Below are 13,863 nucleotides of genomic sequence, written 5' to 3' on the forward strand. Positions count from 1 at the left end.
CTGTAGGGTCGAGGGAGGTAAGGAAGAAGCGTGAGTCATGAGGTGGCGCACATGACAGCCATAACGCCCCGCGGCAGGGCTGAGCGGCGCAGCCCGGGCCAGCTGGAGAGCGAGGTCCTCGCGGCCCTCTGGGCAGCGGACCGCGCTCTGACCCCGGCGGAGATCCAGGCCGAGCTCGGAGACGACCTCGCGTACAACACGGTGCACACCATCCTCAGACGCCTACACGACAAGGGGCTCGTCGTCCGTGACGCGGATGGCCGACGCGGGGCGTACCGTCCGGCGAAGGGTGCCGCGGAGATGACCGCCGAGGCCATGCACGAGGTTCTCGGCCGGGGCCCCGATCCGATCGCCGTCCTCCAGCGGTTCGTCACCGGCCTCAGCCCAGCGGAGGAGGCCGCCCTACGGGACATCCTCGGCGGCAGCGGTTCATGACGAGCGCCCGGTGAGAGGGAGGCCCCATGCGGATCGACGTCTACCTACCGCTCCTGTTGTCGCTGCTGCTGTCCGCCGCCAGCGGGCGGGCCGGCAGGCGCGTGGCGCCCGCGTCGGCGGCCCGCGTGCTGACCGCGGCGGGGGTCCTCACGGCGGCCGCCACCACCTGGGCCCTGATCCTGCCGGCCGCCACCCTCGCCGACCACGCCCCACCGGTCGTCGCCGACGCCCACGCAGACGGCTGGCGCCTGCCCGAACCAGTCCCGGAAGCCATCGCCATGGCCGCTGTGGCCGCCCTCGTGGTCATCGCCTGGCGCCTCCGCCGTACGATCCGCACCGACGCACCACCCGCCGGCCCTGCGCCGCCTGTGCGAGGGCCATCCGGCCGACGTCGAACTCCTCGTCACGGCTTCTGCGACTCCGCGGGCGTTCACCATCCCGGGCACGCCGGGCCGGATCCTGGTCACCTCCGCGATGCTCGCGGCGCTGCAACCCGCCGAGCGCCGGGTGTTGCTCGCCCACGAACGCGCCCACCTCGCCCACCGCCACGCCCTGCTCGTCCACGCCGTCACCCTCGCTGCCGTGGCCAACCCTTTGCTCATGCCGGTGCGAACGACGGTCACCTACCTGGTGGAGCGCTGGGCCGACGAGTACGCCGCCGAGGCGGTCGACGATCGCGACACCACTGCGCGCGCCTTGGCTCGTGCCGCAGTCGCGGCCTATCGGCCCGCCTGCGGAACTTCTCCGATCGCGCCGTCCTGCGCCGCATCACGGCCCTCCAGTCCGCCCCGCCTCCGCCCCATCGCCCCATCGCCGCGTCCGTCCTCGCTCTCGGGGTGTTCTCGGCGTTCGGCGCTGCCGGCGCCACCGGTGACCTTCGCCACCTGCTGGGGCAGGCCCTGACGTGATCGGCTCGATCGAGCGCCTTGTTCAGCGTCGTGCGGTATGAGCAGGGTGAACGTCGCTCCCTTGCCCGGTCCCGGCGACTCGGCGGTGATGTCGCCTCCGTGGGCGCGGGCGATGCCCCGGGCGATGGTCAGGCCGATGCCGCTGCCGCCGGCCGGAGCGGGACGCCCGGGGTGTTCGATGCGCTCGAAGCGGGCGAAGATGCGGTTCACGTCGTTCGTGGCGATGCCGATGCCGTCATCGGTGACGCGGACGACGGCGCAGGCGCGCACCGTGTCATCGCGCACCGACACCGACACGTGCCCGTCCTTGTCGCAGGCCGTCAGCGCGTTGCCGAGCAAATTCACCAGGACCTGGGTGATCCGGTCGGGATCGCAGTCGGCCCTCACCGTCTTGTCCGTGTCGACCGTGAGGGCCACATTCTGGTCGTCATACTGCGGGCGCAGCCGCTCCGCGGTGGCCCGCGCCAGGATGGCCACGTCCGTCGGTTTCCGGTGGAGGGTGAAGGCGCCCTCCTCCAGGCGGGAGAGACTGGACAGGTCGTCGGCCAGGCGCCGCAGCCGGTCCAGGTCGTCGGCGAGCGAGGCGAACATCGCGTCGTCGGGGACGAAGATGCCGTCGACCATGCCCTCGATCTGGCCGCGCAGGATGGTGATCGGGGTGCGCATCTCGTGGGCGATCTCGGAGACCAGGCGGGCCCGGCGGCGTTCGGTGTCGGCGAGGGTCGCCGCCAGCGAGTTCACGTCCCGCACCAGTGCGGCCAGTCCAGGCTCGCCCGGCACGTCGAGGACGTCGTCGTAGTGCCCGTTGGCGAGCCGGTGGGTGGCGGCCCGTACGGTGTCGAGCGGGCGCAGCAGGAACCGGGACACGGCGACGGCGGCCAGGACGGCCGCGAACACGCCGACCCACAGGCCGGACTGGACGGCCACGTCGGGGTCGATGCGATGGCGGCCCGGGCCCTCCATCAGTTCCTTGCTCGCCGAGATCGCCCCCAGTGCCACGAGCAGCACCATGACGTGCGAGAGCACGAGGCGGTTGCGCAGCGACAGATCGGCGCGCAGGCGGCGCAGCCGGGCGAAGCGAGACCTTCGGGTCATGTCCGCTCCTCAGACCGCTCGTCCAACGAACCGGTAGCCGATGCTGCGGACGGTGCCCACGAACCGGGGCGCGCTCGCGTCGTCGTCCAGTGCGCGCCGCAGGGTGCGGATGTGTACGTCCACGATGCGTTCATCGCCGAAGAAGTCCTCGCCCCACACCTGGGCCAGCAGCCCGCGCCGGGTGAACACCCGTCCGGGAGCGCGGGCCAGGGCGAGCAGCAGGTCGAAGTCGAGCGCGGACAACTCGACCGCGCGGTCACCGTCGCCCGCGGCGGTGTCGTTCACGAGAGCGGTCCGGGTGTCCGGGTCGATGGTCAGCCCTTCGAAGCGCAGTGCGGCGTCGGCCGGCGCCGCCTCGGGCCCGCCTTCGGTGCGGCGAAGCACGGCCCGTACCCGCAGCGCCAGTTCGCGGGGGCTGAAGGGCTTGGTGACGTAGTCGTCGCTGCCTGTGGTGAAGCCGATCAGCCGGTCGACCTCCTCGGCGCGGGCGGTGAGCAGGATGACCGGGACCCGGCTCGTCTCCCGGATGCGGCGCAGCACCTGGAAGCCGTCGAGGCCGGGCAGCATCACGTCCAGGACGACCAGGTCCGGCCGGTCCCGCGTGACCGCCTGGAGACCCGAGGGTCCGTCCGCCGCCTCGACGACCTGAAACCCGTCGGCCTCCAGATACCCGCGCACGGTCATGCGGATCTTGGGTTCGTCATCGACGACCAGAACGCGCTGCGTACTCATGGCGCTCGCTCTCATGTACAAGCCTGGGGTGAGGAAGGGACACCGTGGCTGCGGGACGCCGTCCGGCGGCCCGGAGGTACAGGTCCTCGAAGGCGCCCAGCGTACGGCCGATGTCGTGCCCGGCGACAACCTCCCGACCGGCCTCGCCCAACCCTCGCCGCAGCTCGGGATGTTCGGCGAGCGTGGTGAGAAACCCGGCCAGCGCGCGGATGTCCCCGGGCGGGAAGAGATAGCCGTTGCGGCCGGGGTGGACCAGGTGCGGCAGCGCCATCGCGTCGGCCGCGACGACCGGCAGCCCGGCGGCCATGGCCTCCATCGTGACCAGACTCTGCAACTCGGCTGTGCCGGGCATGCAGAAGACGTCGCAGCGCGCGTAGGCGTCCAGAACTTCCTGGTCGCTGACCAGGCCGTGGAAGGTGACCCGGTCCTGGACGCCGAGCTCGTGCGCGAGCTGATCCAGGTCGCGACGGCAGGAGCCGTCGCCCACGATCTCGGCCCGGACCTCCGGCCGTTCAGGCAGCAGGGCAAGCGCGCGCAGCAGCACGTGGACGTTCTTCTCCTCGTCCAGCCGGCCCACGAACAGCACGCGTGTCTCCCCGTCGGCGCGGTCGGTGGCGGGCTGTGAGAAGCGCGCCAGGTCCAGGCCGCACGACACCGGCAGGGCGGGCTGGGCGAGGCCGTTGTCGTGCAGGAGTTGTACGGCCCTGGGAGTGGGCGCGGTGACGAAGCGGGCGCGACGGAAGACGCGTACCAGGTCGCGCCAGGCGAGGCGGCAGGCCGCGGTGCCGAGCGGGGCGGGCAGGTGGGTGTAGCCGATGAGGTTCTCCGGCATGAAGTGGTTGGTCGCCACCACGGGGACGCGGCGCCGGTGCGCGGCGGCGGCGAGGGTCCGGCACACCGCGAAGTGGGACTGGATGTGCACCACGTCCGGTGCGATCTCGTCCAGCAGCCGGGCCGCCGGGCGGGCGACCTCCCAGGGCAGGCAGAGCCGGAACGTGGGGTGGACCGGGGTGCGGTGGGAGGCGAGCCGGTGCACGGCGATCCCGTTGACCGCGAGGGTGCCGGGGCCTGTCTCTGTCGCCGGGCAGATCACGTGTACCTGGTGTCCCTGGCCGACGAGTCCTTCAGCGAGCCGGTAGGCGAAGTTCGCGGCGCCGTTGACGTCCGGCGGGAAGGTGTCGGCGCCGATGACGATGCGCTGCGGCCGGGGTGTGGTGCTGGGCATGAAGTGTTCCTGTCGTGATGAGGAGGGGGAGAACGGGCGGCCGTCGGTCGGCCGGCTCGGTGAAACGTGGGGAAGAGGGGTGGAGCGGGAGATGTGGAGCACGCCCGCGAGGGAGACGAGCCAGCAGGCCAGTCCGGCGACCGCGGTACCGGCCGGCAGCCCGGGGGCCTCGCCGAGCAGGCCGATCCCGATCGACACGGCGACCAGCGGATCGACCACGGTCAGGCAGGCGACCGTGACCTCCGGCGGGCCGGCGGCGTGCGCCCGCTGGGCGAGCCAGAACCCGGCCGCACCGGCCAGCGCGAGACCGGCGAGCGTGCCATACGGCACGCCGCTGACGCCGTACGCCGTGACCTCCTCGCCCGCCGCCCGCGCGAGGACGGATACACAGCCGTACGCGCACCCCGCGCCGAAAGCCCAGGCCACGCACCGGCCCCGGCCGGTAAACAGCCGCGCGGACACGGCACTGGCGCCGACGGCCGACAGGACCAACAGCCCGGCCCACAGCTGAGCCGGCACCGTGACGGGAGTAGGGAAGGTGACCCAGGCGGCGAGTACCGCGAAGGCGGCGGTCCCCGCGACGACCGCCACCAGCGCGAGGAGCGTGCCCCGGTCCGGCCGCCGCCGGCGCACCCGCAGCCCCCGGACGACGCTCACCACCACGCCGGTCACGCCCAGCGGCTGGACGACCGTCACCGGCGCCAGCCGCAGCGCGCTGACGTGCAGCGCCCCGCCCAGGCCGAGCAGCAGGAGTCCCGCGAGCCACCGCGGCCGCCGGACCAGGGCCCCCCGCGAGGGCGGCTGCCGGACCGCCTCGTGCTGCAGCCGGGCGGCCACCGCGTAACAGGACGCCCCCAGGACCGCCAGCACGACGGCGAGTACGGTCAGCACGGGAGCCGCCCGGCGGGCAGGGCGCCGGCCATCGCGGACAGCAGCGCGATGTCCAGGCTCACCGTCACCCGCTCGGCGAGCCCCAGCAGCCCAGCGGCCCTGGCCTTGCCTGGCGTGGTCGGCCTCAGCGCGCTGAGATGAGTACCGAGGAAGAGCAGCGACGCGGCCGCACTCGCCCGGGACAGGTGACGTATGCGACGGGCCCGTTCACGCGTCTCGGGGTGGCCGTGCATGTGGCGGGCCAGCAGCAGGCCTGCTGCTGGCAGCGCGGCCAGCGCGGCGCCCGCCGCCTGCCGGTGCACCAGCCCACTGAGGGACGGGGTGCCGCCCGCGGGGTCGGTCGGGAAGACGCCGCTGAGGACGAGCCCCGCGCACCCGACACCCAGGGACGCGAGCGCGCCGGAGCCCACCGGCAGTCGGCTGCGCACCAGACCCGCGAGCAGGGCCGCCGACCCTGCCGCCGCGGACACCATGCACGCCGTGAACAGGTCCGTGGCGCCCTCGTGCAACGCGTAGTCGCTGAGCGTCTGCCCCACCGGGTCCACGTGCTCGGCCCACCCCAGGTGCAGCAGCGCGGCGAGGACGACCGAGCCGGTCAGCGCGGTGTGTGCCGCCGTCGCGAACCGTCGTGGATCCCGCCGGTCCACGACGGTCGGGAGTGGGCCGACGGTGGGTGGTGGCCGGAGTAGAGCATGCATGCCGTGCATGCCCGCCAGGCAACAGGCGCCTCATGAGGCACGTGCGGTTCGGCGCATGAAGCTTCCATGAAGGCGACCTGTGCGATACCTGCGTCTGGGTGGGCGACGGCCCGACTCGTGGTTCTCACCGTGGCCGCGCGACCGGCCGGGGGCGCGCTCCCCATCGGTGGCCAGGGGGAACCAATGTTCCCCCTGGCCACCGCCGCAGGTGACCTCACCACCACCGCCGACCTGGGCTGACTCCGGTCGGGCGTTCTCTTCGCGGCCGCGATCGCCGGTCACCGGGCCGTGGAACCGGCGAGCGGGATGCGGGCGGTGGTGATCGTCATCGGGGTGCCGGTGACGGCGATGAGGTACATGTGAGGACTCGAGCCGCCGGGCAGGGCGTGGGCACCACCCTGCGGCCTGACGACATAGGTGGCCGAGGCGTGCGGCGCGAGGGCTGCGGGGCCGGAGGTGACCGTCCACCAGTTGGAGGCGCCCTGCCCGGTGCGGCTGGCGAAGTGCAGAGCGAGCCTGTCATCGGTGGTGTTGACGGCCGTTACGGTGGCGGCGGTGATGACGCGGGTGGCGGCGGTGTCGGAGTGGGGGCGGTGGGCGAAACGGGGAGCCACGCTCATGCGCAGCGGGGGCGGGCTGGCGGCCGCGATTGCGACGCACAGCAAAGAGGGGGCCATCAGCCCCGCTGCCAGGGCGGCCTTGCAGCGCTGGCCGTTGAGGAGGCGCGGCAGGTGGGGCTGCCAGGCGGTGGCGACCATGGCCGCGGGAACGGTGGCGGCGGCGGCGAGCCACAGCGGGGTCATCATCAGGAAGTAGCCGTCCTGAGAGCGGGTGGCCAGGTAGAAGGGCAGCCAGGGCAGCACGGTGAGGGCCGGGCCGAGCCGCCGGACGAACAGGACCGTGGCGGCCAAGAGGCCGATGAGCAGCAGGGCGGTTCCGTAGGAGTAGTAGTCGAGGCGGCTGCTGCCGGAGGTGAAGTAGTAGGAGATGCCCATGACGCCCTGGCCGTGCAGGATCGCCTTCTGGGTCAGAGGCAGCAGCAGCCCGTGCAGCCAGTCGTGGAAGTCCTGGGCGGCGAAGTAGGCGTTGATCGCGGCCCAGGTGAGGGCGGCGATGCCGGTGTAGCGGGCGAGCACAGCCAGGGCTGGGCGGGGCCCGAGTTCGCCGCGCCGGACGGCGTAGATGCCGATGAGCAGGAAGGGGAGGAGGAACCAGGCGAGTTGCTGGGCGGCGCATGCGGCGCCCAGGCAGACGGCCCGCAGCGCTCCCTCCCTTCCGAGACGCCCGTCGGCACCGGTGGCAGGCCAGCGGACCACCGCCGGAACCAGCAGGGCGAGGGCCGTGATCGCCGGGTAGCCGGCGTTGGCGTACCCGGGCAGAAGACCGAAGCCGAGGCAGAGAGCGGTGACCGCCGGTCGCCAGGGTGCCGGCAGCAGCGCCCACAGCGCGACCGAGCCGGCCAGCAGCGCCCCGGTGGTCACCAGGGTGGCAGCCGCCGTTGAATGGATGACGGCGTGCACCGGAGCGGCGAGCAGGGCTGTCAACGGCGGGTAGCCGTAGGTGTAGTCCGCGCCTCCGGACATGGTTTTGGTGATTCCGACCTTCGGAGTGCCGAAGAGCCACGGCCAGGGCTGGCCGTAGACGGGGTGGCCTCGAAGGATCTCCGCAGCGGCCTTGGCGGTCAGTGCGCCCTCGTCGGTGCCGGCGTGGTTCAGCCAGTACTTGCAGACCACGAGAACCACCGCCAAAGCCAGTACACCGGCATCGACCCTGGTCAGGGCCCGCCGACCGCGGGCTGTCAGAGCGAGGACTCCGCAGACCAGGATCCCCGCGTAGCAGACGGAGATGATCCCGGCGACCACCGGATCCGACGTCATCGCGGCGGTCCACGCCGAACGGGTGCCGATGAACAGGCTCACCGTGGCGAGGACCGTCATCCCCCTGTGCAACTGCGGCGGTGCGGCACCTGGCACACCGATCACGACCGGCGTCCCCGGCGCCGGTGTGTCGCGCTGCCGTACCAAGGTGACACCGTCGGTGACGGGGTTATCAGCCATGGCGAACGTCTCCTCGTTCAGTCCCGCTGTGCGGGCCTACCTGCTGGAGCAACCTCAGATCCATCTACTACATCTCGTAGAGGGAAGCTGTGTCCCCAAGGTTCCCGACGGAAGGCCATGTGCTCATGAGCAACGACTCCGGCGCCGACCGCGTCCTGGTCGTCATCCCGACGTACAACGAAGCCGACAACATCGCCGGTGTCGCCGGCAGGCTGCGCGCCGCCGTGCCGCAGGCCGATCTGCTCATCTGCGACGACAACAGCCCGGACGGCACGGGGAAGATCGCCGACGAGCTCGCCGAGGCGGACCAGCAGGTGCACGTGCTGCACCGCGCGGGCAAGGAGGGACTGGGCGCGGCCTACCTGGCCGGTTTCCGCTGGGGCATCAACCGCGGGTACCAGGTCCTGGTCGAGATGGATGCCGACGGCTCCCACCGCCCCGAGGAGCTGCCCAGGATGCTGACGGCCCTGGAGGAGGGCGCCGACCTGGTCCTTGGTTCACGCTGGGTGGCCGGAGGACAAGTGGTCAACTGGCCGAAGAGCCGCGAATGGCTCTCGCGCGGAGGCAGCGCGTACTCCCGGCTGCTGTTGCGGCTGCCGGTGCGTGACATGACCGGCGGTTACCGGGTGTTCCGGGTGCGGACGCTGCAGAGCATCGGCCTGGACTATGTCCGGTCACAGGGCTACTGCTTCCAGGTGGACCTGCTGCGCCGGACCGTGGCACGAGGGTTCACGGTCGTGGAGGTGCCGATCACTTTCGTCGAACGGGAGCACGGCGTCAGCAAGATGAGCCGCGCCATTGTGGCCGAGGCGCTGTGGCGGGTCACTGTCTGGGGCCTGGGCTCCCTGCTGCCGAGGCATCGAGCAGCTGAAGCGAGGGTGCGGAGCGCTTCGTGAGACGAACAGCCGACCACTTCGGTCTTCATCAGCGGGGCGAGCCGGTGACAGGCCGATGCCGTGAGTTCTCGCACACCTCGCCCACCTGGTGCTGCCTGGCCGCGCGGCCGATCCGGTTCACCAGCAGGTGCGCGGCCTTCTCGTCGGCCCGCCTCTCCTGGGCGGGCGAAGCCGCTCGCCCAGCCCGGCGGCCGCTGCAGATGCCGTTCTGCCCGGCTCGTCGTGGCAGCGATGCCGGACCCACTACGCCAGAAACCTGCTGAGCCAGGTCCCCAAGTCGGCCCAGCCCTGGGTGGCGACCCTGCTGCGGACCGTCTTCAACAGCCCGACACCAGGATTCACGACCCCAGCCGGGCGCCGTGATGTGCCCGGGAGGCTGGGCCTTCTTGCCGGCGGCGAAGGCGCGGCTTTGGCGGCGCACGAGCGCGCTCGCCCGCGTGTCGGCCGTCGCGCCCAGAGCAGACCGACGGCCTCCCCGGCCCCCGGCAGCATGGGCGTTGGTCTGCGCCGCGCTGGTCACGGCGACCGGGGGAGGGTCGCTGTCCCGTTGGCCTTCCCTTCACCGCGGTGACACAGGATCCGCTCGGGTGAAGTGTGAGCATCGGGGTGCAGCCAGCAGGTGGTATCGGCGGCCAGCACCAGCCGGCCGTCCGCCGCGCGTGGCAGCGGGGCGAACAGTGCCCTTCACCCGCTGCCGGACGGGGCCGGTCGCCGTCGGCGCCGGACCATGGGAGGAGCCTGCGCCGGAGGCGAGGACGGCGTGGGCCACCGCCTGGGCGACGGACGGCACCACCGCCCGCTACCGGGAGGCCGTGCCCGGCGCCGACGTCATCGTCGAGGCGACTCGGACCGGCTTCGAGCAGTACGTGGAGATCGACGAGAGGCCCTCCGGCGCTTACTCCTACACGCTGCCGGTCAAGGCCAAGGGGCTGAAGGCCAAGGCGAACAAGGACGGGTCGGTGACGTTCACCGACGCCGAGACCGGTGAACGGCGCGCGACGATGCCCGCCCCGGTCATGTGGGACGCCTCGGTGGACAAGCAGTCCGGCGAACACACCCGCCGGTCCCGCGTCGACATGAAGGTCGTGAACAAGGGAACCGGCCGCATCGACCTGGTCGTCACGCCCAGCGCGGAGTTCCTCGCCGACCCCAGGACCCGCTACCCGGTCACGGTCGACCCCTCGACCTCCGCCCTGGCCTCCACCTTCGACACCTACGTGCAGCGCGGCGAAACGGTCGACTGGTCCGCCGACACCGAACTCGACTTCGGCAACCTTGGCACCACCAACCCGGACGGCACCACCCGAGTGGCCCGGTCCTTCATCCACCGGAACACCACGCCCATCCAGGACGCGTTGGTCATCGACACGAACCTGGCGCTGTGGAACTTCCACTCCGGCAACACCGACTGCGCCACCCAGTCGTGGACCGTCTGGGACACCACCGCGGCGTCCACCTCGTCACGGTGGACCAACCAGCCCACCTGGAACCAGCAGTACCACTCCTCGACCCAGACCCGCGGCAACCCCGACTGCACCGGCACCCAACCCGACGGGTGGATCAACGCCGACGTCGACACCCTCGTGCAGACCTGGGCATCGGCGAAGGCGACCCGCGGCTACATGGGCCTGCGCGCGGCCGCCGACGACACCCGCGCCTGGAAACGCGTCAACTCCGGCAACGCCACCACGACCGGCCGAAGCTGACCGTGACCTACAACTACCGTCCCTCCGACGGCACGGCGCAGCAGGCTGGTCCGCCCTTCGAGACCCTACCGACCCCGGCCGCCCACAGCGTTCCAGCAGTGCCTCGAAGCCCACGGCCTGCCGGCGCATCCGGTGGCCGTTGGCGAGCTCGTTCACAGTGCGTCCCACAGACGTCCCACAAGATCCGCGGCTACGGTGCGCGCGACCGGGTCCGAAAAGGGGGCTTCGCGCCTCCCTGAGGAGAGGTGACTGCATGATGAAATCAAAGCTGGGCAATCGCAGGACCGTGGTGACCGGGGTGATCCTGGTCGGCGCATTGGCCGTTGGCGGCGCCACCGCCTACGCCTCAACGGCACTGGGGCCCGCTTCCGGTCCGACGACACAGCGCCGGGCCGGAAGCGGACGGTGAGCTGGCGCCGCCAGCCCGGGCGCCACAAGCACACCCGCAGGCGCCACCCAGCAGGTCGGAAACGGGCTCCCGGCCACTGCCCGCCACACCACCCGATCGGGACCCCGGTTCGACGGACATTCCTCAAGATCGGAAAGACAACAGCTACTCAATCATCCGCTTCTCAGCCCTATGTCATCCCACAGTCTTCGAACGCCGCGACACTGGAGCAGGGGCGACGGCGCCCGGACAGGGCACGCCAGAGCGGGGAATCGAGCGTGGGCGCATGACGACCGGCAGGACACGACACCATCCCAAGCACCGCGCGGCGCGATCCCGAGCCTGGATGGTAACGATCCTCATGGCGTCCACGCTGCTGTGCATAGGTGGTGCCGCGACGGCCCAGAGCGTCCTGGAGCCCCTGGCCCGTGGCGTCGTCGCGTCAACCAGTGCGCCAAAGCACGCTGCCGGGACGCGCCAGCAACCAGTGACGCCGTCCCCGTCCCCGACTGTGTCTGCCTCCCCGTCTCCCACCGCGTCTGCGTCGGAGTCTCCCTCCCCGTCCACCACGCCCGGCGTTTCCCACTCGCTGCCCGCATCCCAGGTGGCCCCACAGGTGGGTGCGGTCTTCGGCAGCAGTGGCCTGGGCGGGTCGCACTTCTGCACGGCCAGCGTGGTCGACAGCGCCCGGGGCGACCTGATCCTGAGCGCCGCTCACTGCATGGACTCCACGTCAGATGTATTCGTTCCGGCCTATCACGACGGCATCGCCCCCTACGGGGTGTGGCACCTCGAGCGCATCGTCGTGGATCAGCAGTGGTCTGCCGACTCCGATCCGGACCACGACGTGGCGTTCGGCATAGTGGCGCCCGCGGACGGCCGCACCATCCAGTCCGTCGTCGGGGGCGACGAACTGGGCATTGATCAGGGCACGACCAACCCTGTCACCGTCGTCGGCTACCCGCAGACATCGCAAGAGCCGCTGACCTGTACCAACCGCGTCTCCTCCTTCAGCAGCACCCAGTTGGAGATCGGCTGCACCGGATTCACCGGCGGCACCAGCGGCAGCCCCTGGGTCACCGGAGGCATTCCTGGCACGGTCATCGGAGTCATCGGCGGCTACGAGAGGGGCGGGGACACTCCCGACATCTCCTACAGCGTGGCCTTCGGCCCAAGCGTTGAGAACCTCTATCAAGAGGCTGCGTCGGATCGGACTGACTGAACGTCCGCGCCGCTGAGCTTGACGTTTAGAAGCTGTTTGTCTTTCAGGACTTGAGGGCCGCGCTTCCGTTGGTCGGGCGCAGGGTCGGCGGTTCCGTGGGAGTAGTGGCCTGTCGTGCTGTCGCTTCCTCGGGAGGTCGTGGATGCCGTCGGTGACTGGGCTGTGGGAACAGCGTGAGCTGGGCGTGACCTTCCGGGGCAACCTGGTAACGCCGTAAACAGGTCAGCAGTCTGTGGGCGGGAAGGGGAGCCGGGCCGTGGTTCCCCTTCCCGTGCAGCCTCAGCGCCGTACGAGTTCGATCCGGTACGTCCGTGTCCGCGACCCGTCCTCACTGGTCGGGAGGGTTTCCTCGGCCGTGCAGTTGGACGGGGCAGGCTTCGGCGCGATGTCAGGGCCGAGAACAGCTGAGGAGCACTCGTTCTCAGGCGACGCCCAGGGGTGTGTCGTCGAAGGCCCTGACCTGACGTGCGGTCAGGTCGCCGACAGCCTCGAGGCGAACCAGCACCTCGGCGCGGCGCTGCCTGGCCAGGTCGGGGTTGTGGAGGGGATCGTAGGCGGAGGGCGCCTGGACGAGACCGGCAAGGAGGGCGGCCTGGGGCCAGTCCAGGTGAGCGGGACTCGTCTTGAAGTACCCGTGTGCGGCCGCGTCCAGACCGTAGTATCCATGCCCGAAATAGGCGGTGGACAGGTACATCTGCAGGATCCGGCCCTTGGGGTAGTCATGCGCGAGCTTGACCGCCAGAGCGACCTGTTCAACCTGGTCGGGACGGGTACGTTGCCCGTTGGTGTAGAGCATCTTGGCAAGTTGCTGCTCGATGGTGGCGCCCCCGCCACCGCCTCCGCCGCCGTGCAGCCAGACCAGCAGCGCGCGGGCGGCGCCGGCAGGGTCGATGCCGGGGTTGTGCCAAAAACGGGCGTCCTCGGTGGCCACCAGTGCCGCGGCGACCTTGGGGGGCGTGGACAGATCCGTGGCGGTCACCCCGTGGGCGGCGGCCTGCGCACTCACCCGGGACTGGGCGTCGCCCACCCCCGGAGTGACTGCCAGCAGCACACCCCCGGCCGCCGCGAGCACCACGGCCACGCCGAGACCGACGACGCACGCACGGGTGACGAGACGGCGAAGCCACCGCGGCAGCGCTCCCCGGCGGAGGAGGCCACCGAGGGCGAGGACGGCAACGGTGCCTGCCGTGAAGGCGGAGAGGGTCACAGGAACGTTGAAACCGTAGCCGAAGACGGAACGGGCGATGCCGAAGAGCGTCGCGGCTATGGCCCCGCCGAGAGCGCCGGCGGCAAGGAGCGTGCCGCGTGGCCCGGCGCGTCCGGCGCTCGGGCGGGGAGACGGGTTCCGGCGGCGAGCCGCAGAGCCACGTACGGCAGCCGTGACGGTCGCATCCTCCCCGGCCGCTCCGGCACGGAGGTCTGGTGTCGGCCCATCGGCCCGGTCAGTACGCGTCTGTGACATGTCCACCGCCAGTTCCTCGTTGTCGGCTCTCGGCCGGCCCACATCTCCCTCATGGCGTTTCGGCGCCAGGGCCTCGCATCCATAGACGGTGACGAGGGAAAGATGGTTGCTAAATCCAGCCCAGCAGAATGCGACCGCTGCCTGCCGG

The 13,863-nt window shown here is 71.4% G+C and carries 10 protein-coding genes and 3 pseudogenes; 6 read left to right on the plus strand and 7 right to left on the minus strand.

Annotated elements, in window-relative coordinates:
- The first annotated feature begins 51 nt into the window (after positions 1-51).
- Complete coding sequence (locus V8690_RS35130) at positions 52-435, plus strand: BlaI/MecI/CopY family transcriptional regulator (RefSeq protein ID WP_338784094.1); 384 nt, start codon at positions 52-54, stop codon at positions 433-435.
- A 303-nt stretch (positions 436-738) separates the two neighbouring features.
- Here V8690_RS35130 and V8690_RS35135 read toward each other — a convergent pair whose 3' ends face one another.
- Positions 739-999 (minus strand): hypothetical protein, encoded by a 261-nt coding sequence (locus V8690_RS35135; protein ID WP_338784095.1) that lies wholly within the window; start codon positions 997-999, stop codon positions 739-741.
- On the opposite strand from V8690_RS35135, the gene V8690_RS35140 reads away from it, so the two are divergent.
- Positions 895-1,338 carry a hypothetical protein gene (locus V8690_RS35140; RefSeq protein ID WP_338785562.1) on the plus strand — a complete coding sequence of 148 codons (444 nt, stop codon included), beginning with the start codon at positions 895-897 and terminating at the stop codon, positions 1,336-1,338. The two genes, V8690_RS35135 and V8690_RS35140, sit on opposite strands and share 105 nt — an antisense overlap.
- Positions 1,339-1,385: 47 nt before the next feature.
- Here the strand turns inward: V8690_RS35140 and V8690_RS35145 are convergent.
- The 5 genes and pseudogenes from V8690_RS35145 to V8690_RS35165 form a co-directional block, all read right to left on the minus strand.
- A pseudogene (locus V8690_RS35145) lies at positions 1,386-2,438 on the minus strand (HAMP domain-containing sensor histidine kinase); the annotation flags it as partial.
- A 9-nt stretch (positions 2,439-2,447) separates the two neighbouring features.
- Positions 2,448-3,170: a response regulator transcription factor gene (locus V8690_RS35150; protein ID WP_338784096.1), complete on the minus strand. Its 723-nt coding sequence runs from the start codon at positions 3,168-3,170 to the stop codon at positions 2,448-2,450.
- Positions 3,139-5,286, minus strand: a complete 2,148-nt coding sequence (locus V8690_RS35155; RefSeq protein WP_338784097.1) for a glycosyltransferase — start codon at positions 5,284-5,286, stop codon at positions 3,139-3,141. Before V8690_RS35155 ends, V8690_RS35150 begins: the two co-directional genes overlap by 32 nt.
- Positions 5,280-5,984 (minus strand): DUF998 domain-containing protein, encoded by a 705-nt coding sequence (locus V8690_RS35160; protein ID WP_338784098.1) that lies wholly within the window; start codon positions 5,982-5,984, stop codon positions 5,280-5,282. The genes V8690_RS35155 and V8690_RS35160 overlap by 7 nt, the downstream gene beginning before the upstream one ends.
- A gap of 278 nt (positions 5,985-6,262) precedes the next feature.
- The gene (locus V8690_RS35165; RefSeq protein ID WP_338784099.1) at positions 6,263-8,041 is read right to left on the minus strand and encodes a hypothetical protein; all 1,779 of its coding nucleotides are present in this window, start codon (positions 8,039-8,041) and stop codon (positions 6,263-6,265) included.
- A 125-nt stretch (positions 8,042-8,166) separates the two neighbouring features.
- Here V8690_RS35165 and V8690_RS35170 point away from each other — a divergent pair, with 125 nt between their 5' ends.
- From V8690_RS35170 to V8690_RS35185, 4 genes and pseudogenes are all read left to right on the plus strand, one after another.
- Positions 8,167-8,937: a polyprenol monophosphomannose synthase gene (locus V8690_RS35170; RefSeq protein ID WP_338784100.1), complete on the plus strand. Its 771-nt coding sequence runs from the start codon at positions 8,167-8,169 to the stop codon at positions 8,935-8,937.
- 202 nt (positions 8,938-9,139) lie between these two features.
- Positions 9,140-9,256, plus strand: a pseudogene (locus V8690_RS35175) (transposase); the annotation flags it as partial.
- Positions 9,257-9,719: 463 nt separating this feature from the next.
- Positions 9,720-10,702: pseudogene (locus tag V8690_RS35180) on the plus strand (DNRLRE domain-containing protein); the annotation flags it as partial.
- A 945-nt stretch (positions 10,703-11,647) separates the two neighbouring features.
- Entirely contained in the window at positions 11,648-12,253 is a 606-nt protein-coding gene (locus V8690_RS35185) for a trypsin-like peptidase domain-containing protein (RefSeq protein WP_338784101.1), read from the plus strand.
- A 421-nt stretch (positions 12,254-12,674) separates the two neighbouring features.
- On the opposite strand, the gene V8690_RS35190 is transcribed toward V8690_RS35185, so the two are convergent.
- Complete coding sequence (locus V8690_RS35190; protein ID WP_338784102.1) at positions 12,675-13,460, minus strand: biosynthetic peptidoglycan transglycosylase; 786 nt, start codon at positions 13,458-13,460, stop codon at positions 12,675-12,677.
- Positions 13,461-13,863 lie beyond the last annotated feature (403 nt).

Origin of the sequence: Streptomyces sp. DG1A-41 (genome assembly GCF_037055355.1) — a bacterium.
In the GTDB taxonomy this organism is placed as follows: Bacteria; Actinomycetota; Actinomycetes; order Streptomycetales; family Streptomycetaceae; genus Streptomyces.